The sequence below is a fragment of the Pseudomonas sp. B14(2022) genome, assembly GCF_012030485.1.
Lineage (GTDB): Bacteria > Pseudomonadota > Gammaproteobacteria > Pseudomonadales > Pseudomonadaceae > Aquipseudomonas.
On record NZ_JAAUVM010000015.1, the window covers coordinates 1 to 20343 of the forward strand.

Annotated in this window: 15 protein-coding genes; 10 read left to right on the forward strand and 5 right to left on the reverse strand. The window is 62.6% G+C overall.

The window, feature by feature from the left end; translation table 11 throughout:
* The first annotated feature begins 338 nt into the window (after positions 1–338).
* The 3 genes from HCF10_RS20410 (at position 339) to HCF10_RS20420 (ending at position 3239) form a co-directional block, all read left to right on the forward strand.
* Positions 339–947: a LysE family translocator gene (locus tag HCF10_RS20410; RefSeq protein WP_131696166.1), complete on the forward strand. Its 609-nt coding sequence runs from the start codon at positions 339–341 to the stop codon at positions 945–947.
* Positions 948–1262: 315 nt separating this feature from the next.
* On the forward strand, positions 1263–2270 hold the full coding sequence (locus HCF10_RS20415) for a GlxA family transcriptional regulator (RefSeq protein ID WP_131696167.1): 1008 nt from the start codon (positions 1263–1265) through the stop codon (positions 2268–2270).
* A gap of 48 nt (positions 2271–2318) precedes the next feature.
* A complete protein-coding gene (locus HCF10_RS20420) occupies positions 2319–3239 on the forward strand; it encodes an ADP-ribosylglycohydrolase family protein (protein WP_167656268.1) in 921 nt (306 codons plus the stop codon).
* A gap of 118 nt (positions 3240–3357) precedes the next feature.
* Here HCF10_RS20420 and HCF10_RS20425 read toward each other — a convergent pair whose 3' ends face one another.
* The 3 genes from HCF10_RS20425 to HCF10_RS20435 are packed head-to-tail and all read right to left on the reverse strand — an operon-like array spanning position 3358 to position 6526.
* Positions 3358–4617, reverse strand: coding sequence for an FAD-dependent oxidoreductase (locus HCF10_RS20425; RefSeq protein WP_167656269.1), 1260 nt, complete (start codon positions 4615–4617; stop codon positions 3358–3360).
* Between the two features lie 3 nt (positions 4618–4620).
* Positions 4621–5559, reverse strand: coding sequence for a dihydrodipicolinate synthase family protein (locus HCF10_RS20430; RefSeq protein ID WP_167656270.1), 939 nt, complete (start codon positions 5557–5559; stop codon positions 4621–4623).
* A gap of 40 nt (positions 5560–5599) precedes the next feature.
* Complete coding sequence (locus tag HCF10_RS20435; protein ID WP_131696171.1) at positions 5600–6526, reverse strand: 4-hydroxyproline epimerase; 927 nt, start codon at positions 6524–6526, stop codon at positions 5600–5602.
* A 211-nt stretch (positions 6527–6737) separates the two neighbouring features.
* Here HCF10_RS20435 and HCF10_RS20440 point away from each other — a divergent pair, with 211 nt between their 5' ends.
* On the forward strand, positions 6738–7505 hold the full coding sequence (locus tag HCF10_RS20440) for an AraC family transcriptional regulator (protein WP_167656271.1): 768 nt from the start codon (positions 6738–6740) through the stop codon (positions 7503–7505).
* 106 nt (positions 7506–7611) lie between these two features.
* Complete coding sequence (gene treS, locus HCF10_RS20445; RefSeq protein WP_145337768.1) at positions 7612–9675, forward strand: maltose alpha-D-glucosyltransferase; 2064 nt, start codon at positions 7612–7614, stop codon at positions 9673–9675.
* A 46-nt stretch (positions 9676–9721) separates the two neighbouring features.
* Here treS and HCF10_RS20450 read toward each other — a convergent pair whose 3' ends face one another.
* Positions 9722–10417, reverse strand: coding sequence for a response regulator (locus HCF10_RS20450; protein ID WP_131696174.1), 696 nt, complete (start codon positions 10415–10417; stop codon positions 9722–9724).
* 3 nt (positions 10418–10420) lie between these two features.
* Positions 10421–11806, reverse strand: a complete 1386-nt coding sequence (gene baeS / locus HCF10_RS20455; RefSeq protein WP_131696175.1) for a sensor histidine kinase efflux regulator BaeS — start codon at positions 11804–11806, stop codon at positions 10421–10423.
* 147 nt (positions 11807–11953) lie between these two features.
* Here baeS and HCF10_RS20460 point away from each other — a divergent pair, with 147 nt between their 5' ends.
* The 5 genes from HCF10_RS20460 (at position 11954) to HCF10_RS20480 (ending at position 20309) form a co-directional block, all read left to right on the forward strand.
* Positions 11954–13123, forward strand: a complete 1170-nt coding sequence (locus HCF10_RS20460; RefSeq protein WP_167656272.1) for an efflux RND transporter periplasmic adaptor subunit — start codon at positions 11954–11956, stop codon at positions 13121–13123.
* A gap of 2 nt (positions 13124–13125) precedes the next feature.
* On the forward strand, positions 13126–16239 hold the full coding sequence (locus HCF10_RS20465; RefSeq protein WP_167656273.1) for an efflux RND transporter permease subunit: 3114 nt from the start codon (positions 13126–13128) through the stop codon (positions 16237–16239).
* Positions 16236–17621: an efflux transporter outer membrane subunit gene (locus tag HCF10_RS20470; RefSeq protein ID WP_167656274.1), complete on the forward strand. Its 1386-nt coding sequence runs from the start codon at positions 16236–16238 to the stop codon at positions 17619–17621. Before HCF10_RS20465 ends, HCF10_RS20470 begins: the two co-directional genes overlap by 4 nt.
* Positions 17622–17823: 202 nt before the next feature.
* Positions 17824–19233 (forward strand): GABA permease, encoded by a 1410-nt coding sequence (gene gabP, locus HCF10_RS20475; RefSeq protein WP_131696179.1) that lies wholly within the window; start codon positions 17824–17826, stop codon positions 19231–19233.
* Positions 19230–20309 carry a GlxA family transcriptional regulator gene (locus HCF10_RS20480; RefSeq protein WP_131696180.1) on the forward strand — a complete coding sequence of 360 codons (1080 nt, stop codon included), beginning with the start codon at positions 19230–19232 and terminating at the stop codon, positions 20307–20309. The genes gabP and HCF10_RS20480 overlap by 4 nt, the downstream gene beginning before the upstream one ends.
* Positions 20310–20343 lie beyond the last annotated feature (34 nt).

The window sequence follows — 20343 nt, forward strand, 5'->3', positions numbered from 1 at the left end:
GGCCATGGCGGTGGGGGGCATGGTCAAGGCGGCGGCCCTGGGGGCGGTCCGCGTTAATAGTTAGTCAACGAGAGGCAGGCCATGAACAATGGCCTGCCTCTTTTTTTGCCCGGCTTAAATCCCAGGCAAAGAAAAGCCCGCGATGGGGAGCACGGGCTAAAAGGGATGTTCATTAGGAGCTGGATTCACCATAAGGGGGCGTCTGTGAAAGGTTTGTGAAAGCGCCTGAATTATTTGCGCCTGAAGTGTATGCCTCGATCCGTGCCTGGCTGTACGGGGCGCCGAGGGGCATAACCCACTACTGTCACAGGCATATCACACCGCTCGGATGCCGCACCATGGTCATGTCTACCAGCCTGCTCTCAGCCTTTGTGCTGTTCGCCTTCGTGTCCTCGATCACCCCGGGTCCGAATAACACCATGTTGCTCGCTTCGGGGGTGAACTTCGGGTTTCGCCGCTCGATGCCCCATGCGCTGGGGATCAGTATCGGCTTCATGCTGTTGGTGATTTCGGTCGGCCTGGGCCTGGGCGAAGTGTTCAAGGTGTTCCCGTGGGCCTACACGGTGTTGCGCTACGTGGGCGCGGCGTACTTGCTGTACCTGGCCTGGAAGATCGCCACGGCGGGCGGCCTGTCCGATAGTAGTGATGAACACGGCAAGCCCATGACCTTCCTCGGCGCGGCGGCGTTTCAGTGGGTGAACCCCAAGGCGTGGATCATGGCGCTGGGGGCCATTACCACCTATACGCCCGCTGAGGGCTATGTCACCAACGTGCTGGTGATTGCGCTGGTCTTTGCCGTGGTCAACCTGCCCAGCGTGTGCGTGTGGGTCGGATGTGGCAGCGGCTTGCGTAATGTGCTGCGCGAGCCGCGCTGGTTGAGGCTGTTCAATTGGTCAATGGCCGGGCTGTTGGTGCTGTCGCTGTACCCGATGTTGTTTGCCGGCTAGGCGTCAGACCGGCGAGATGGTCGCCAGCAGGCCGATGCCGATGGTCAGCACTAAAAAACCGAACAGGAAAATCGCCATCTTGGTCATACGGCCTCCGAAGGGAAGGGGGTGGGGATGTGGGCTATTGTCCGCCCAGGCGGCATTTCAATACAGGCGCAGATAGCAAAGAAAAAACCGTATCAGATGCGCTTGCGACTGTTCTGCGACGGGCTTTGGGGGGCTGCGATTTTTTCAAGATCAGTGCCTGGGACAACCACGGCTTTTCCCCCTAAGATGGCGCCCATTGCATCAACAATAAAACTGGGCCAACCCTCGATGGAAAGACGTCAGTTCAGCGGTGGCATGAAAGGCAAGAACCTGCGCTACCTCAACGAAACCTCCCAGCCGGCATCGGTCACCCGCGTCGGCTTCCTGCTGCTCGAACACTTCTCCCTGCCTGCCTTCACCCAGACCCTCGACACCGTGGTCACCGCCAACCTGCTGCGTCCTGACCTGTTCGCTTCGCGCACCTACGGTTGTGATGACGGGGAAGTCATCAGCGACCTGGGCCTGGTGATCCGCCCGGATGCGCGTCTCGATGCCCCGGCGCTGCAAGGCTTGGATCTGCTGGTGATCTGCGGCGGCTTTCGCACCGAACTCAAGGCTGGCGACCCCTTGATCCAGCTGCTGCGCACGGCCGCCGAGCAGGGCGTGAGCCTCGCAGGGTTGTGGAACGGCGCATGGTTCCTCGGCCGCGCCGGCCTGCTGCAAGGCTACCGCTGTGCCATCCACCCCGAACACCGCCCGGCCCTGGCGGAAGTGTCCAAGGCCACCCACGTCACCAGCGAACCCTACGTGATCGATCGCGACCGCCTCACCGCGTCGAGCCCCTCCGGCGCCTTCCACATGGCCCTGGACTGGATCAAAAGCTTACATGACAAAGCCCTGGTCGAAGGGATCGAAGACATCCTGGCCTTCGAAGAATCGCGTTATCGGCGGATCAAACCCACCGAAAACGTCAGCGTCAGCGCGCCCCTGCGCGAAGTGGTCAAGCTGATGGACGCCAACCTCGAAGAGCCGCTGGAACTCGACCAACTCGCTGTCTATGCCGGCCGCTCGCGCCGCCAACTGGAGCGCCTGTTCAAGGAACAACTGGGCACCACGCCGCAGCGCTACTACATGGAGCTGCGCGTCACCGAAGCACGCCGGCTGTTGCAGCACACCGAACTGTCACAGGTGGAGGTGCTGGTGGCGTGCGGGTTTGTCTCGCCGAGCCATTTCAGCAAGTGCTACAGCTCGTATTTCGGATATCGCCCCTCCAAGGAGAAGCGGTTGGTCAAGTAAAGTGGCTGCCGCTCTATGCACGCTGGCATGATTTTTCAAGGAGGACCCATGTCTCTTACACGTTTGGATCGTTATCGCGGCAGTTTGCTGGGCTTGGCCTGCGGCGATGCAGTCGGTACCACGGTCGAGTTCATGCCCCGTGGCACCTTTACACCGCTCACCGATATGGTGGGAGGAGGGCCATTCAACCTCAAGCCTGGCCAGTGGACAGACGACACCTCAATGGCGCTGTGCCTGGCCGAAAGTCTGCTGCGCAAAGAGGGGTTTGACGCGGCAGATCAGATGGGCCGCTATCTGAATTGGTGGAAATGGGGCTATTTGAGCTCCACCGGCGACTGCTTCGATATCGGCCTGACCGTTAGCAAAGCGCTCACAGCGTATCAAGACAGTGCAAACCCCTTTTCAGGTTCTACGGATCCGTATTCCGCCGGCAATGGTTCGATGATGCGCCTTGCACCGGTGGTGTTGTTTTACTTTCCGGACCTTCAACGTATCCGCCATTACGCCGCCGAAAGCTCGCGCACCACCCACGCTGCTCAGGAAGCAATCGAGTGCTGCCTGGTGCTGGCCCAGGCAATCAGCAATGCGCTTGAGGGGGGTTCAAAGGATCAGGTCTTGCAGTTGGCGCAGATGGACCTCGCGACCGCCAAAGTCGCCGCACTTGCGCAGGGCAATTACCTGGAGAAGTCCCGTGACGACATCGTCGGCACCGGCTACGCCGTGGCGTCCCTTGAAGCCGCACTCTGGTGCTTCCACCATACCGACAGCTTTGCGGCGGCAGTGCTGATGGCGGCCAATTTGGGCGATGACGCCGACACCACCGCAGCCATCGTCGGCCAACTGGCCGGTGCGTATTATGGCGCCCAAGCGATTCCTGGCGGCTGGTTGGAAAAGCTGTGGATGCGCGAGGAAATCCAAGGCATGGCGGATGCCCTGTTGGCAGCTTCGACCGGTAGTCTCGTTCAGTGAAGCGAGCACCGTCTGCAAAACCATGAAGATCAAATGTGGGAGTTGTCGAGCTCACCACAAAAAGCACGCGTTTGAAATAGCTTGTGCAAGTTGCAGTGCTTGGACGTGGCGGTTCTTCTCAAAACCTCCCCAGTCGATACGGCCCTAGCGCCGGCAACCCTGAAAGCGCAGGCGCCCCCGACGCCAATTGCCCCACCATCTCCGCCGTCACCGCCGCCTGCGTCAGCCCCAAATGCTGATGCCCGAACGCAAGTAGCACCTTCCCGTCACACACCCGATCAATAATCGGCAGCGAATCCGGCAGCGACGGTCTGAAACCCATCCACGGTGTCGCATCCTCTGCACTCAGGTCCTCACGAAACAGTCCCTGGCTCAACCGATGCAACTGCCACGCGCGTGCCATGTTCGGTGGGCGGTCGAGGCCGGCGAATTCCACCGTGCCGGCCAGGCGCAGGCCGCCTGCCATCGGCGTCATGATGAACTTGCGTTCCAGGGACGTGACGGCAAACGGCAGGCGTTGCTGTTCATGGGGCAGCATCAGGTGATAGCCCCGTTCGGTGTCCAGCGGGACTTTTTTGCCGGTCAGGGCGGCGGTGAGTCTGGCCGAGTGGGCGCCACAGGCGATCAGGACCTGGCGGGCGGCAAAGGTGCCTTGATCGGTACTCACGCTGACGCTGTCGCCTTCAACCCGTGCATCCAGCACCTGGTGTTGGAGGAACTGCACGCCCTTGGCCTTGGCCGCATCCACCAATTCGCAGACCAACCGGTAAGGGTCGAGGAAGTGCCCTGTACCCGGGAAAAACAGGCCGCCCTGGATCTGCGCGCTCAATTGCGGGGCAACCTCGCGTATGGCATCCCCCGACCAGAAATCCACCGGCACGTTTTGCGCCTGCATGCGGCGTTGCAGCTCATCAATGGCGGTGCGGGAGTTTGTATGTTCGAACACCAGCAGCGAGCCGTCTTCACGCAACAGGTGCCCGCGCTGGATGCTTGCCAGCAAACGCTGCCAGGCGCCGAGGCTCGCTTCATTGAGCGCGCGAATACCCTCCACCGTGCGCTGGTAACTCGCCGGGCGCAGGTTCAGCAGCAGGCGGATGAACCAGGGCAGGGCGCGCGGCAGGTATTTCCAGTCCAGGCGCAGCGGGCCCATGGGGTCCATGAGCATGGCGGGCAAGCGCTTGAGGATCGACAGGTCGGCGATCGGGAACACCTGTTCGGTCGCCAGGTGCCCGGCATTGCCGTAGGAGGCGCCCATGCCGGGTGCCTGCTGGTCGATCACCAGCACTTTCCGCCCCAGGCGCGCCAGCTGCAGGGCGCAGGCAACGCCAATGATGCCGGCTCCGATTACGGCGATATCTGCAGGGTCAGGGTCGTGCATCAGCTACGCCTCTCTCGACCAGTTGGCATACCACTGGCGAAACAGCGCGTACTGGGTTTCTGCGTAACGCCGCTGGGCATCGCTGAGCACGTCGGTCTCGTTGAAGTGCAGGGCGTAGCCCTGGTCGCCGTTGAGCACCATCAGGTGCTTGTAATACAGCACCAGGTCGCAGCCTTCATCGAAGGACGACAGCACCGCCAGCGCCGCTTCCAGTTCCCGCGCCAGGCGCCGGGCCTTAGCATCGCCCTTGGCGGCTTGCTTGCTCAGGGCCACCAGGTGCAGCACTTCGCGGGGCAAGGCATTGCCGACGCCGGTGATCGCGCCCGTGGCGTTGCAGTTGACGAAACCGTGCACCACCTGAGTATCGACGCCGACCATCAGGCTCACGCTGTCGTCCTGGGAGGTGATGTGCTCGGCGGCGTAGCGCAGGTCGGCAGCGCCACCGAACTCCTTGAAGCCGATCAGGTTCGGGTGTTCGCGGCGCAGTTCGAAGAACAACTCCGCGCGGGTGGCAAAGCCGTAGTAGGGGCTGTTGTAGATCACCGCCGGCAGGTTGGGCGCGGCCTTGAGGATCGCCGAGAAATGCGCCTTTTGCGCGGTGACCGAAGCACCACGGGACAGCACGCGTGGGATCACCATCAAGCCATGGGCGCCGACCTTGGCCGCGTGGGCGGCGTGGGCCACCGCCTCGCGGCTGTTCACCGCACCGGTACCGACAATGGTCGGCACGCCGGCCGCCACCAGGCGCGCCACGCCTTCCTGGCGTTCGGCTTCGGTGAGCAACGGCCAGTCGCCCATGGAACCGCAGTACACCACGGCGCTCATGCCGATATCTATCAGCTCGCGGCCCTTGGCGACCAGCGCGTCGAAGTCCGGCTTGCGCGCGGCGGTACACGGGGTCATCAGCGCGGGGATGCAACCGGTGAAGACGTTATCGCTCATTGTCCTAGCTCCTTGCAGCGTTCAATCAAAAGGGATGGGCTCAGATGCCCCAGGCAAACGGGTCCTGCTCGTCGATCAGCAAGGTGCTGTCGGCGGTCATGTAGGCGCGGCCGGTGATGAAGGGGATGACACATTGGCCGTCCCATTCATAACGGCCTTCGAAGCGGCTGCCGGTGATGCTGGCCTGTACCCAGGTTTCGCCGGGGCCGAGTTTTCCATCGGCGGCCAGGCACGCCAGCTTGGCGCTGGTGCCGGTGCCGCAGGGTGAGCGGTCGTAGGCTTTGCCGGGGCACATGACGAAGTTGCGGCTGTCGGCGTGGGCATCGTCGGCGAACAGTTCGATATGGTCGATCAGGGCACCGTCTGCGCCGTGGATACCCTGCGCCTCGAGGGCCTTGAGCATCGCCCAGGTGTAGTCGGTGAGGGCGTCGACGTTGTCCATCTCCAGCGTCATGCCGTGCTCGGACACCAGGAAGAACCAGTTGCCGCCCCAGGCAATATCGCCCTGGACTGCGCCGTGGCCCGGTACATCCACCGTCACCTGCTGGCGATAGCGATAGGCAGGCACGTTGCGCAGGGTCACGGCGCCGTCGTCGTGCAAGGTCGCGGCCACCGGCCCCACCGGGGTGTCGAGGGTGTGCACGCCCGGCTGGATGCGCCCCAAGTGGTGCAAAGACGCCACCAGGCCGATGGTGCCGTGGCCGCACATGCCCAGGTAACCGGCGTTGTTGAAGAAGATCACCCCGCAGGTGGCGCCTGGGGTGACGGGCGCGCAGTAGAGCGCGCCGACCAGGACGTCATTGCCACGGGGTTCCAGCAGGCAGGCGCGGCGCCACGGGTCGTGCTCGGTGCGCAGGTTTTCCAACTGGTCGGCAATGCTCGCGCCCTTGAGCGCGGGGAAGCCGGTCATCACCAGGCGCGTGGGTTCGCCGCCGGTGTGGGAGTCGATCACATGCAGTCGCTTCATAACGCGCTCCCTCTATGAAGGCTGTGGGGGGGCCTTCTTGTGAGTGTATGGATAGGCATGCAGTGGCCCTATCGTGAACGCGCAAGCGCGGCGGCGATTGATGTTTTTTGCTGGCATCGATGACGAATTCAGCACAGTCCGCCCTGCTCGACAGCACCCCGGGCATGGGGCAATCTGCTTGCCATCGAGGTGAAAACGGGGAGTGACACTCATGCTTCAAAGCGCGTTTGCGAGCCTTTGCCAAGGGCACGGGGCAAGCCCTCCCCACAGCATCGAGCAGCTATTGGCCGGTGTGGCGCAGCTGCTGCCGATGCTGGATGTGATCCCCAATGCCGCCATCTTCATCAAGGACCTGGACGCCCGTTACGTCCTCGCCAACCGCACCCTGGTGCAGCGCTGCGGCCTCAAGCAGTTGCAACCGTTGCTGGGCAAGACCAGCGCCGACGTCTTTCCCGCACAATTGGGGCCGGGCTACACCGAGCAGGATCGGCGCGTGCTGGAGCAGGGCTTTGTGTTGGAGGACCAACTCGAACTGCACCTCTACGGCAGCCGCGAACCCGGCTGGTGCCTCACCCACAAATGGCCGCTGTACAACCACGAAGGCCGCATCATCGGCCTGGCCGGCATCTCGGTCGACCTGCAATCGGCCAGCCAAACCCACCCGGCCTACCAACGCCTGGCCGCCGTGGACGAGCACATCCGCAGGCACTTCAACCGCCGCGTCACCCTCGGCGAACTGACGCGCATCGCCGGGATTTCCGTGGCGCAACTGGAGCGCTACTGCAAACGCGTGTTCCACCTGACACCCCGGCAGATGATCCAGAAAGTACGCTTGGAACACGCCCATCGGTTATTGCACAGCGACATGCCGATTACCGAAGTCGCGCTGCAGTGCGGCTATACCGACCACAGCGCTTTCACGCGGCAGTTCAAGGCATCGACGGGGTTTACGCCGAGGCAGTATCGGGAAACCTGCTGAACGCCCGAGCCCCCGGTTCAGGCAAGCTACATTGCAATGCAACGAATGGCCCGCCGAACCCTCATATGTTCACGAGTAATGTTTAACGACGACAGGTACCAAGCTTATGACCGCGGCTGAAAACAACCATGTGAACTGGCTGGTGGAACAATCGATGCTGCACGCAGCACGCCAGCGCGCCAAGCTCTATTCGGGCCAGGGCCGGTTGTGGCAACAGCCGTATGCGCAGACCCGGCCGCGTGATGCTTCGGCTTTGTCGTCGGTGTGGTTTACCGCCTACCCGGCGTCGATTGTGACGCGCGAGGGCGGTACCGTGCTGGAGGCGCTGGGGGACGAGACGCTGTGGCACGCGCTGTCGAAGATCGGCATCCAGGGCATTCATAACGGCCCGCTGAAAAAATCCGGTGGCCTCACCGGCAACCAGCACACGCCAACCATTGACGGCAATTTCGACCGCATCAGCTTCGAGATCGACCCGCAGTTGGGCACCGAGGCGCAGTTGCAGGCGTTGACGCGCATGGCGGCGGCGCACAACGCGGTGATCATCGACGACGTGATTCCGTCCCACACCGGCAAGGGCGCGGACTTTCGCCTGGCGGAGATGGCCTACGAGGATTACCCCGGCCTTTACCACATGGTGGAGATCCGCGAGGAAGACTGGCCGTTGCTGCCCGATGTAGCTGAGGGCCGCGACGCGCAGAACCTCAGCCCGCTGCAAGTCGATGCCCTGCGCGACAAGCACTATATTGTCGGCCAGTTGCAGCGGGTGATTTTCTTCGAGCCCGGCGTCAAGGAAACGGACTGGAGCACCACGCCCGTGGTCATCGGCGTGGATGGCAAGCCGCGTCGCTGGGTGTACCTGCACTACTTCAAGGAAGGCCAGCCCTCGCTGAACTGGCTCGACCCGACCTTCGCCGCGCAGCAGATGATCATCGGCGACGCCTTGCACGCCATTGACGTGATGGGCGCGAAAATCCTGCGCCTGGACGCCAATGGTTTCCTCGGCGTGGAACGCACCCTCGATGGCACGGCCTGGTCCGAGAGCCATCCGCTGTCGATTACCGGTAACCAGTTGCTGGGCGGGGCGATTCGCAAAGCGGGCGGTTTCAGCTTCCAGGAGTTGAACCTCACGGTGGATGACATTGCGTCGATGTCCCATGGCGGTGCCGACCTGTCCTATGACTTCATCACCCGCCCGGCGTACCAGCACGCGCTGTTGATGGGCGACGCCGAATTCCTGCGCCTGATGCTGCGCGAAATGCATCGCCAGGGCATCGACCCCGGCTCGCTGATCCATGCGTTGCAGAACCACGATGAGCTGACCCTGGAGCTGGTGCACTTCTGGACGCTGCATGCCCACGACACCTTCCTGTATCAGGGCCAGACGTTCCCCGGCAATATCCTGCGCGAGCATATCCGCGAGCAGATGTACGAGCGCCTGGCCGGCGAGCACGCGCCGTATAACCTTAAGTTCGTCACCAATGGGGTGTCCTGCACCACCGCCAGCATCATCACGGCGGCGCTGGGCATTCGCGACCTGGAGGCGATCAGTGCTGCGGACATTCAACAGATTCGCCAGATCCACTTGCTGCTGGTGATGTACAACGCCATGCAGCCGGGGGTGTTCGCCTTGTCCGGCTGGGACCTGGTAGGCGCGCTGCCGTTGGCCGCCGAGGAAGTCGCGCACTTGATGCAGGATGGCGACACCCGCTGGATTCATCGCGGCGCCTACGACCTGGTGGACCTGAACCCGGACGCAGAATTGTCGGCCGGCCAGATGCCGCGTTCGAAAAGCCTCTACGGCAGCCTCAACAGTCAGTTGCAGGACCCGGAATCGTTTGCCTCGCAACTGCAAAAAATCCTCGCCGTGCGCCGTGCCTACGACATCGCCGCCAGCCGCCAGATACTGGTGCCAGACGTACAGAACCCTGGGCTGTTGATCATGGTCCACGAACTGCCGGCCAACAAAGGCACGCAAATCACCGCGCTGAACTTCGGCGCCACGCCGATCACCGAAACCCTGCACCTGCCGGACATCGCGGCGGGGATGGTGGTGGACATCATCAACGAACGGGTAGAAGGGGACCTGACTGCAGAGGGTGAGTTCACCATTACCCTGGATGCGTACGAGGGGTTGGCGCTGCGGGTAATCGGCAGCACGCCGATGTAACCCCAATCCTCCAATACCGAAGAATCCAATGTGGGAGGGGGTGTTTTCAGGCATGTGGCTGCTTTTCAGCCAACTGAAACCGATACCCAACCCCATACAACGACTCAATCGGCGTTTCCCCCGGGCACACCTGTTCCAGCTTGCGCCGCAGATTGCGGATATGGCTGTCCACCGTGCGGTCGGTCACCACGCGGTGGTCGGAGTAGATGTGATCCAGTAATTGGTCGCGGGAAAATACGCGGCCGGCGGCGCGGGCAAAGGTGTTGAGCAGGCGCAACTCCAGAGGCGTGAGGTCCAGCGTGATGCCGTCCAGCGAGGCCTGGTAGCGGGCCTCGTCGATCAGCAGGCGTGGCGCGCTGGTGTCCAGCAACTGCGGGCTGCGGCGCAGGATGGCCTTGACCCGGGCCACCACTTCGCGGGGGCTGAAGGGCTTGCAGATGTAATCGTCGGCGCCGAGTTCCAGGCCAAGCAGGCGGTCCACTTCTTCGACGCGGGCGGTGATCATGATGATCGGCACCGCGCTGAAACCACGCAGGTCCTGGCACAGCTGCATGCCGTCACGGCCGGGCAGCATCAAGTCGAGCAGGACCAATTTGGGTTCGTGGGCGCGCACGGCGGGCACCACGTGCAGGCCATTGTCCAGGCACAGGGTGGTGTAGCCGGCCGCCTCGAGGTAGTCCCGCATCAGGGCCGCGAGCTTGGGTTCGTCTTCGACGATCAGGATCGGCTGTTCATCGTTCATGGTTCACAGGCTCCGGGGCAGGCGCAGGATCAGCCACAGGCCGCCGTAGGGCGAGTGGTCGGCAACCAGGCTGCCATCGTGGGCGTTGGCGATGCTACGGCAGATTGCCAGGCCCAGGCCCGCGCCGCCATGCTCGCGGTTGCGCGATGACTCGCCGCGGTAGAACCGCTCGAACAAGCGTGGCAGCTGGCTGGCGGACACGCCCGGCCCGGAGTCGAGAAAGTCGATACGCACCGTGTCGCGGTCGACACCGACACTGATGCGCAACGTGCCGTTGACGTCGGTGTAGCGCACGGCATTTTCCAGCAGGTTGGAAAACAATTGCTGCAAGCGACTGGCATCCGCCAGCAGCTCCACGGGCTGGCGCGGCAGCTCCAGGTCGATCTGCAACTGGCGGGCCGTGAAGCGCTCCCGGTACATCGCCAGGCTGTTTTCGAGCAAATCGTTCAGCCGACATGGGGCCTTGCGGTAGGTCAGGGCGCCCACGTCCGCCAGCGACAGTTCATACAGGTCATCCACCAGCTTGCTGAGCATGCTGACTTCGCCTTGCAGCGACTTCATTGAGCTTTGGTCAAGGCTGCGCACACCGTCCTCGATCGCCTCCAGTTCGCCGCGCAGCACCGACAGCGGCGTGCGCAGTTCGTGGGAGACATCAGCCATGAACTCCCGGCGCATTTTTTCGTTGCGCTCCAGGGTGTAGGCCAATTGGTTGAAGTCGCGGGACAATTGGCCGACTTCGTCGTCGGAGGCCACGGCCACGCGGCTGCCGTAATCGCCGCTGGCCAGACGGTGGGTGGCGGCGGCCACGCGCTTGACCGGCTCCAGCAGCGTGCGGGCGATCCACCAGGCTATCAGCATCGCCAGCAGCAACGAGAACACGCCCATCACCAGGCTGGTGCGCAGTTGGTACTGCTGGAAGCGTTCGCCACCGGCTTCGGTCACGCTCTGGAACGGCGTGACGGCCAGCCAGCCGACGGTTTCGCTGTTCACCACCACGGGCTGTATCAGCGCATCCTCGCCAATGGCCGGGTAGCCGGTGACGCGTTTCTTGTCTTTATCGAGGAGGGCGATGCGAAACAGTGCACCGGTCAAGTCCGACGCCAGCGGCGGGCGGAAATCATCCGACGCACGCGCGGCATCCGGGTCAGGCCGCATGACGTCAAACCAGCGATCCGGCCGATTGCGCAGAAAGTCCCAGTTGCCCTCACGTTGGTAAGCCGTGGCCAGGCGCGGCACCACCTGGGCCATGCGCTCCATTGCCTGCTCATTGATAAAGCCCAGGAACCCGCGACCAAAACTCCAACTGGTGGCCAGGCCCATGCTCAGGATGACCAGCAACACACCGGCCAGCACCGCGACAAACAACTTGGTGGAGATACTCAACTTCATGAATGGGGGCCGTAACCAAAGGGACGCGTCCATTTAGGCCCCCACGGACGAAAGATTCAACCCAGGCCGGCAATCTTCAATTTTCCTGCACATTTGCCTTTCAGCATGAGGGTGAGGCTTGCACCACCCCGTCTTGCAGAGGCAACTATGTCGACTAAATTTTTCGCCAAATACCTGGTAACCGCCGCGGTTCTCATGTCCTTCATCATTCTGGTGCTGCTCGGCGGCTGCTCGGCTGGCGACCCCGCGCCCGACGTCGCCACCCCCAAAGTCTCGGTGATCACCGTGCAACCCAAGAGCCAGGTGCGAACCACTGAACTGGCCGGGCGTACCCAGGCTTTTATGGTCGCCGAGATTCGCCCGCAGGTCGGCGGTATCGTGCAACAGCGCCTGTTTGTCGAAGGCGCCGAGGTGAAAGCCGGGCAGGCGCTGTACCAACTGGATGCGGCACCGTACAAGGCGGCGCTGGCTGAGGCGCAGGCGAGCCTGGCCAAGGCGCGCGCCACCTTGAAGTCGGCTCAGGCCACCGCCGCGCGTAATGCCCAGTTGGTGAAGATCGACGCCATCAGCCAGCAAACCAACGAGGACTCACAGGCCACCCTGCTGACCGCCGCCGCTGATGTTCAAGTGGCCCAGGCCGACCTCGACACCGCTCGCATCAACCTGGCCTACACCCGCATCAGCTCGCCGGTGGCCGGGCGCATTGAGACCTCCACGGTCACCCCCGGTGCATTGGTGGTGGCCAACCAGGACACCGCGCTGACCACCGTGCAGCAACTCGACCCGATCTATGTGGATGTGACCCAGTCCACCACTGAGTTGCTCGCCCTCAAGCGCGACCTGGCCCGTGGCGTATTGCAGGCCAATGGAGACGGCGAGGCCCGCATCAGCCTCAAGCTGGATGACGGCAGCGCCTACAACCACGACGGCCGTCTCAAGTTCAGCGGGGTGAGCGTCAACCAGGGCACCGGCACCGTGACCTTGCGTGCAGTGTTCGACAACCCGGAGCATTTGCTGATGCCCGGCATGTACGTGCGCGGCGTGTTAGAGCAGGCCCGCGATGACCAGGCGATCCTGGTCCCGCAAAAAGCCGTGAGCCGCAACGCCAGCGGCGTGACCTCGGTGTTGCTGGTGGTTGACGGCAAGGTCGAGCAACGCGTGCTCACCGTTGACCACGCCGTGGGCAACCAGTGGTGGGTCACCGCCGGTTTGAAGGCCGGTGACCAGGTGATCGTCGAGGGTGGGCAAAAAGTCCGCATCGGCGCCGTGGTCCAGACCCAGGCCGCAGATGCCGGCGCCCTGGCGCAGGAGGGTTGAACATGGCACGTTTCTTTATTGATCGACCGATTTTCGCCTGGGTCATCGCCATTGTGATCATGCTCGGCGGCGCGTTATCCATCAGCCAGTTGCCGCTGGAACAGTACCCGGACATCGCGCCGCCCACCGTGCGTATTTCCGCCACCTACACCGGCGCTTCGGCCAAGACCGTCGAGGACTCGGTGACCCAGGTCATCGAGCAGCAAATGAAAGGCCTGGACAACCTGACCTACATGTCGGCCTCCAGCAGTTCGGCGGGCAGTGCCAGTATCAGCCTGACCTTTGGCGCCGGCACCGACCCGGATGTGGCGCAGATGCAGGTGCAGAACAAGCTGCAACAGGCCGAGTCGCGCTTGCCGCAGTCGGTGCAGAGCGAAGGCCTGACCGTGACCAAGGGCGGCTCGGACTTTTTGATGATTGCCGCCCTGGCCTCGGATAATCCCAGTGTCACCGGCACCCAGATCGGTGACTACATCTCCAGCACCTTGCTCGATTCCATCAGCCGTATCGATGGGGTGGGGGACGTACAGACCCTCGGTTCGGGCTACGCCATGCGCATCTGGCTGAACCCGGCGCTGCTGGAAAAATACGCGCTGATGCCGTCGGATGTGAGCGCCGCGCTGGAGGCGCAAAACACCGAAGTGTCAGCCGGCCAGCTCGGCGCATTGCCGGCGGTGAAGGGCCAGCAACTCAATGCCACCATCAGCGCGCGCAGCAAACTGCAAACGGCCGAAGCGTTCCGCAATGTGGTGGTCAAGTCCAGCAGCGACGGCGCGGTAGTGCTGCTCGGCGACGTGGCGACCGTAGAGTTGGGCAGCGAGAGCTATGACATCAACTCGGCCCTCAATGGCAAGCCGGCCGCCGCCATGGGCGTGCAACTGGCGGCGGGCGCCAATGCGCTGGACGTGGGCGAGGCAGTCAAGGCCAAGCTCAAGGAGCTGGCGCCGTTTTACCCCACTGAAATGCAATTGAAGAACGTGATCGCCTACGACACCACGCCCTTTGTGAGCCTGTCCATTGAGGAAGTGGTCAAGTCCCTGGGCGAGGCCATCGTGCTGGTGGTGCTGATCATGTTCCTGTTCCTGCAAAACCTGCGGGCCACGCTGATCCCGGCGATCACTGTGCCGGTGGTCCTGCTGGGCACGTTGGGTGTGTTGGCGTTGTTCGGGTATTCGATCAATACCCTGACCATGTTTGCCATGGTCCTGGCCATTGGGTTGCTGGTCGACGATGCGATCGTGGTGGTGGAAAACGTCGAACGGGTGATGGCCGAGCAGGGCTTGTCGGCCCTGGCGGCCACGCGGCAATCGATGGATGAAATCACCAGTGCACTGGTCGGCATCGCCCTGGTGTTGAGTGCGGTGTTTATTCCTATGGCGTTTTTTGGGGGTTCCACCGGGATTATCTATCGGCAGTTTTCGGTGACCATCGTCTCGGCCATGGTGCTTTCGGTGGTGGTCGCGATGACCCTCACGCCGGCACTGTGCGCCACGTTGCTCAAGCCGGGGCACGCAGTTCAACGGGGTTTTTTCGGCTGGTTCAACCGTTCTTTTGAGCGTTGCTCCAGCGCGTATGAAGCGTTGGTCGGCGCTGTCCTGCAACGCTCACGGCCCAGCCTGGTGGTGTACGCGCTGATCGCCGCAGCCATGGCTGCGGGCTACGCCAGCTTGCCCACCTCGTTTCTGCCGGATGAGGATCAGGGCATTCTCATGGCGCAAATCCAGCTGCCAGTGGGGGCCACCGACAGCCGTACCCAGGCGGTGTTGCACCAGTTCGAGCAGTACATGCTCAAGCAGCCAGAAGTCGAGGCGATGATCAGCATCAGCGGCTTGGGTATGGGCGGCAACAGCCAGAACACCGCGCGTGCGTTTATTCGCTTGAAAGACTGGAGTGAGCGCTCAGACGATGCCGCCACGATTGCCCAACGCGCCACGTTGGCCCTGGCAAGCATTGGCGATGCCGATGTGTTCGTGATGCAACCGCCCGCCGTGCGAGGCCTGGGCCAGAGTTCAGGGTTTGATTTGCAGCTCAAGGACCTCGCCGGTCTTGGCCACGATGCGCTGGTGGCGGCGCGCGAGCAGTTTATCGCGCTGGCCAGGCAAGACCCGCGCCTGCTGGGCGTGCGCAGCAATGGCCTGGACGACGCACCGCAACTCAAAATCAGCATCGATGACCGCAAGGCGGGGGCCTTGAGCCTGAGCACCAGCGACATCAACAGCACCTTGTCCACGGCGTTGGGCGGTACGTATGTGAACGACTTCCTCAACCAGGGCCGCGTGAAGAAGGTTTACGTGCAGGGCGAGGCCAGCACCCGCATGCAAGCAGCGGATCTGGATCACTGGTTCGTGCGTAACAGCAACGATGAAATGGTGCCGTTTTCGTCATTTGCCAGCAGTGCCTGGAGCTATGGCTCGCCTTTGCTGGAGCGCTACAACGGCACATCCTCCCTGGAAGTGGTCGGCGACCCGGCGCCCGGCGTGAGTTCCGGCGCTGCGATGGACGCGGTGGAAGCGATTGCCCGGCAACTGCCCGATGGCATCGGCTACGAATGGACCGGCCAGTCCTACCAGTTGCGTCTGTCCGGGTCTCAGGCGCCTTTGCTGTATGCGGTGTCCATCCTGTTTGTGTTCCTGTGCCTGGCCGCACTGTACGAGAGTTGGTCGGTGCCATTCTCGGTGATTCTGGTAGTGCCGCTGGGCATCGTCGGCGCGGTGTTGGCCACGCGATTGACCGGGTTGAGCAATGACGTGTACTTCCAGGTCGGCCTGCTGAGTACCGTAGGGCTGGCGGCGAAGAACGCGATCCTGATCGTTGAGTTTGCCAAGCACCTGCAAGAGCAGGGCAACAGCCTGCGCGAGGCGACGCTGATCGCCGTGCGCCAGCGCTTGCGGCCGATCCTGATGACCTCCCTGGCCTTCATGTTCGGCGTGCTGCCCCTGGCCGTGAGCAGTGGCGCAGGTTCCGCCGGGCGTCGGGCCATCGGTACCGGCGTGCTGGGCGGCATGTTCAGCGCCACCGTGCTGGGGATCTTCTTTGTACCGCTGTTTTTTGTGTTGATCCGCCGCCGATTTGGCCGTGTCAGCACGACGCCCATTGTCGAAAAAGGTGACGCATGATTCGCTTTCTCTGCCCATTAGTGGCCGCATTGGTCCTGAGTGGCTGCATCAACCTGGCGCCTCACTATCAGCAGCCCGAGGCTCCGGTGCCTGGCGAATGGCAAGCGGGTGTGCAGGGTGAGGTGCCGGCCGACATCCAGTGGCAGCAGTTCTTTACCGACCGCCGCTTGGCACACCTGCAAACCCTGGCCCTGGCCAATAACCGCGACCTGCGTCTGGCCAGCCTGAATATCGAGAAGGCCCAGGCGCAATACCGCATCCAGCGCGCCGCGGCGTTCCCGACCATCGACGCCAGTGTCAGCGGTACCCATAGCCGCACGCCGGGTTCGCTGTCCAGCAGCGGCACGGCCGTCACCAGCCACGACTACAGTGCGCAACTGGGGCTTAGCAGCTATGAAGTCGACGTGTTCGGCCGCGTGCAGAACCTGCAGGACGAAGCGCTGGAAGACTACCTGGCGCTGACCGAAACCCGGCGCAGTACGCAAATCAGCCTGGTGGCAGAAGTGGCCACCGCCTGGCTGACCCTGGCCGCCGACAACCAGCACCTACACCTGGCCGAGGAGACCCTGGCCAGCCAGCAATCCACCTACGAATTGACCCAGCGCAGCCACGCCCTGGGTGGTTCGACAGCGTTGGCCGTGGCCCAGGCGCAGACCACCGTCGAGTCGGCGCGGGTCGATGTGGCCGAGTATCAGAGCCAGATTCTCCAGGACCGCAACGCCTTGCGCCTGCTGGTTGGCAGCGACATCCCAGACGCCTTGCTGCCCGACGCCCACCTGCAATCGGCGGCGGCGTTGGTGCAGGTGCCGGCCGAACTGCCGTCGAGCCTGTTGCAGCGACGCCCCGATGTTCTCGCGGCGGAACACAGCCTCAAGTCCGCGAATATTGACATTGGCGCGGCCCGTGCGGCGTTTTTCCCCAGCATCAGCCTCACCGCGAATGCGGGCTCCGCCAGTTCGTCACTGTCCAGCCTGTTCAAGGCCGGCAGCGGCGCCTGGACCTTCGCCCCGAGCATCAGCGTGCCGATCTTCGATGCCGGCAGTAACCGCGCGACCCTGGATGCCGCCAAAGTCGAGAAAGAGATCCAGGTGCAGACCTACCAGCAAACCCTGCAAACCGCGTTCAAGGAAGTCGCCGATGCCCTGGCCGTGCGCAGCACCCTGGACCAGCGCCTCACCGCCCAGCAAGCGCTGACCGAGGCGAGCCAGAAGAGCTACGACCTGTCCGACGCGCTCTACCGCGCCGGCTCGCAAAGCTACCTCGAAGCCCTGGACTCCCAGCGCTCGCTGTACAGCGCCCAGCAGGACCTGATCACCCTGCGCCTGGCAGAGCAGAGTAATCGGGTGAGTTTGTATAAGGTGATGGGGGGAGGGTGGCAGTAGTCCCAGGTGGGCTGTGGTTAGCGAGGCTCTGCAATGCGGCTAAGCAGCCTGTCTCGATGTCGATATCAGGCGACTGAGTGCCGTTATCAGGCTGTTTTCGCGGCAGGGATGCCGCGTACTGTGACTCGTCATTAAGAAACGATGATCGCCTGACCCTCCAGTCAGTACGTCTTAACGTCGATCACAGAGAATAAAAACAACGATGAATAGCCTGAGTTCCAAGGATTCAAACGGCCAGTTGGCGCAGGGCTTCAAGCCGCGCCATGTCACCATGCTCTCCATCGCAGGCATTATCGGCGCGGGGTTGTTTGTCGGGTCCGGGCACGCCATTGCGGCGGCGGGGCCGGCGGTGATGCTGGCGTATCTGTTTTCCGGCCTGTTGGTCGTGCTGGTCATGCGCATGCTGGGGGAGATGGCGGTGGCAAATCCCGACACCGGCTCATTCTCGACCTACGCCGACCAGGCCATCGGGCGCTGGGCCGGGTTTACGATCGGCTGGTTGTACTGGTGGTTCTGGGTGCTGGTGATTCCCATCGAAGCCTTGGCCGCCGGGCATATCCTCAACCAGTGGTTCCCCCAGATCGACGCTTGGCTGTTTGCCTTGTTGTCGATCTTTTTGTTGGTGGTCACCAATTTGTTCAGCGTCTCCAAGTACGGCGAATTCGAGTTCTGGTTTGCCATGGCCAAGGTCGTGGCGATCATCGGCTTCATCGGCCTGGGAGGCGCAGTGTTGATGGGCTGGATTCCCGAGCGGGAGGCCAGCGGCTTGAGTCGCTTGATGGAAGAACACGGTGGTTTCGCACCTAACGGCCTGTCTGCGGTGGTCGGGGCTTTCATTACCATCATGTTCAGCTTTATTGGCACGGAAGCCGTCACCATTGCGGCAGCCGAGTCCAGCAACCCGGCGCAGAATATCGCCCGGGCCACGCGTTCGGTGATGTGGCGTATCGGCGTGTTTTACGTGTTGTCGATCTTTGTGGTGATTTCCGTGGTGCCCTGGAACGACCCGCTGTTGGCGTCGGTAGGCTCTTATCAACGTGCCCTGGAACTGATGAACATTCCCCACGCCAAGTTACTGGTGGACGTGGTGGTGTTGATCGCCGTGGCCAGTTGCATGAACTCGTCCATCTACATTGCTTCGCGCATGCTGTATTCCCTGGGCAAGCGCGGGGACGCGCCAGCGCTGATGAAAAAGACCTCGGCGGCGAGTGTGCCAAGGGCCGCCGTGATCGCCAGCACGGTCCTCGGTGCCGGTGTGACCTTGCTCAGTTACTTCATGCCGGCCGGGCTGTTCCAGTTTCTGCTGGCCAGTTCGGGGGCCATCGCCTTGCTGGTGTACCTGGTGATCGCCGTTTCGCAGCTGCGCATGCGCAAGGTCCTGCAGCGCCGCAATGTCACGCTGACGTTCAAGATGTGGCTGTTTCCCTGGCTGACCTGGGTGGTCATTGTCTTCATCTGTTGCGCATTGGCGGTGATGCTGTTGACCCCCGAGCATCGCTTCGAGGTGTCTTCGACGATCATCCTGGCCTTGCTGATTTCCTTGGTCGGCGTCCTGACTGCACGCCAACCCGAACCTGAGCGCAAGCCGATGCCGGTCGCCTCGCAGCCATGAACGCTCGGCCGGTGACCCGCCTGGTGTTTGTGTTGCTGGACCAGTTCACCCTGATCTCACTGGCGTCTGCCGTAGAGCCGCTGCGCATGGCCAACCAGCTAGCAGGCCAGGAACTCTACTCTTGGCAGACGGCCAGCACCGACGGTAATCCCGTTTGGGCGAGCGATGGCATGCCCATCACACCTGACTGTTCGATAGGCAGTGCGCCTTGCGCCGATATCGTGCTGGTGTGCGGCGGTACGGGCATTCAAGGCACGGTGACCGACGAGTTGATGAAGTGGTTGCGTACCCAGGCACGTTATTCGAAGCGTCTGGGTGGTATTTGTACCGGCAGTTGGGTATTGGCCCGGGCGGGGTTGCTCGACGGGTTTGAATGCAGTGTGCATTGGGAATGGCTGGCGGCCATGCAGGAAGCCTTTCCACGGGTGAGCCTCAGCGCCAGCGTGTTTACCCTCGACCGCGATCGCCTGACCAGCTCGGGCGGCACCGCGCCCATGGATATGATGTTGCACCTGATTGGGCGTGAGCATGGGCACGAGCTGTCGGCGGCGATTTCGGACATGTTCGTGTACGAGCGCATGCGCAATGAGCAAGACCATCAGCGCGTGCCGCTCAAGCACATGCTCGGCACCCAGCAACCGAAGCTGCAGGAAATCGTCGCGCTGATGGAGGCCAACCTGGAAGAACCGATCAACCTGGATGAACTGGCGGAGTATGTGGCCCTGTCACGGCGTCAGCTTGAGCGAATGTTCCAGAAATACCTGCACTGTTCACCCTCGCGCTACTACCTGCGGTTGCGGCTGATCCGCGCGCGGCAGTTGCTTAAGCAAACCCCCATTTCGATCGTGGAGCTGGCCTTGCTTTGCGGGTTTGTGTCCACACCGCACTTCTCCAAATGCTACCGCGAGTACTTTGGTGTGCCGCCCAGTGACGAGCGCCTGGTGACGGCAGGAGAGCGAGCCGTCATTTTGAAGCCGATGATTCGCGCCGTACCGATGCCGATGCCGATGAGTGCCTTGGAGCAGGCGCGGGGGGAATCGACGTTTGCCAGTGTCCGGCTCAAGGCAAGGAGCTGAGAGCACAGTGAGTGGGTGTGAGCGCTGATCAGCG

Excerpts from the sequence above, each read along its gene's own strand:
- HCF10_RS20410 (WP_131696166.1), top strand. The coding sequence starts at position 339 with ATGGTCATGTCTACCAGCCTGCTCTCAGCCTTTGTGCTGTTCGCCTTC.
- HCF10_RS20415 (WP_131696167.1), top strand. The coding sequence starts at position 1,263 with ATGGAAAGACGTCAGTTCAGCGGTGGCATGAAAGGCAAGAACCTGCGC.
- HCF10_RS20420 (WP_167656268.1), top strand. The coding sequence starts at position 2,319 with ATGTCTCTTACACGTTTGGATCGTTATCGCGGCAGTTTGCTGGGCTTG.
- HCF10_RS20425 (WP_167656269.1), bottom strand. The coding sequence starts at position 4,617 with ATGCACGACCCTGACCCTGCAGATATCGCCGTAATCGGAGCCGGCATC.
- HCF10_RS20430 (WP_167656270.1), bottom strand. The coding sequence starts at position 5,559 with ATGAGCGATAACGTCTTCACCGGTTGCATCCCCGCGCTGATGACCCCG.
- HCF10_RS20435 (WP_131696171.1), bottom strand. The coding sequence starts at position 6,526 with ATGAAGCGACTGCATGTGATCGACTCCCACACCGGCGGCGAACCCACG.
- HCF10_RS20440 (WP_167656271.1), top strand. The coding sequence starts at position 6,738 with ATGCTTCAAAGCGCGTTTGCGAGCCTTTGCCAAGGGCACGGGGCAAGC.
- treS (WP_145337768.1), top strand. The coding sequence starts at position 7,612 with ATGACCGCGGCTGAAAACAACCATGTGAACTGGCTGGTGGAACAATCG.
- HCF10_RS20450 (WP_131696174.1), bottom strand. The coding sequence starts at position 10,417 with ATGAACGATGAACAGCCGATCCTGATCGTCGAAGACGAACCCAAGCTC.
- baeS (WP_131696175.1), bottom strand. The coding sequence starts at position 11,806 with ATGAAGTTGAGTATCTCCACCAAGTTGTTTGTCGCGGTGCTGGCCGGT.
- HCF10_RS20460 (WP_167656272.1), top strand. The coding sequence starts at position 11,954 with ATGTCGACTAAATTTTTCGCCAAATACCTGGTAACCGCCGCGGTTCTC.
- HCF10_RS20465 (WP_167656273.1), top strand. The coding sequence starts at position 13,126 with ATGGCACGTTTCTTTATTGATCGACCGATTTTCGCCTGGGTCATCGCC.
- HCF10_RS20470 (WP_167656274.1), top strand. The coding sequence starts at position 16,236 with ATGATTCGCTTTCTCTGCCCATTAGTGGCCGCATTGGTCCTGAGTGGC.
- gabP (WP_131696179.1), top strand. The coding sequence starts at position 17,824 with ATGAATAGCCTGAGTTCCAAGGATTCAAACGGCCAGTTGGCGCAGGGC.
- HCF10_RS20480 (WP_131696180.1), top strand. The coding sequence starts at position 19,230 with ATGAACGCTCGGCCGGTGACCCGCCTGGTGTTTGTGTTGCTGGACCAG.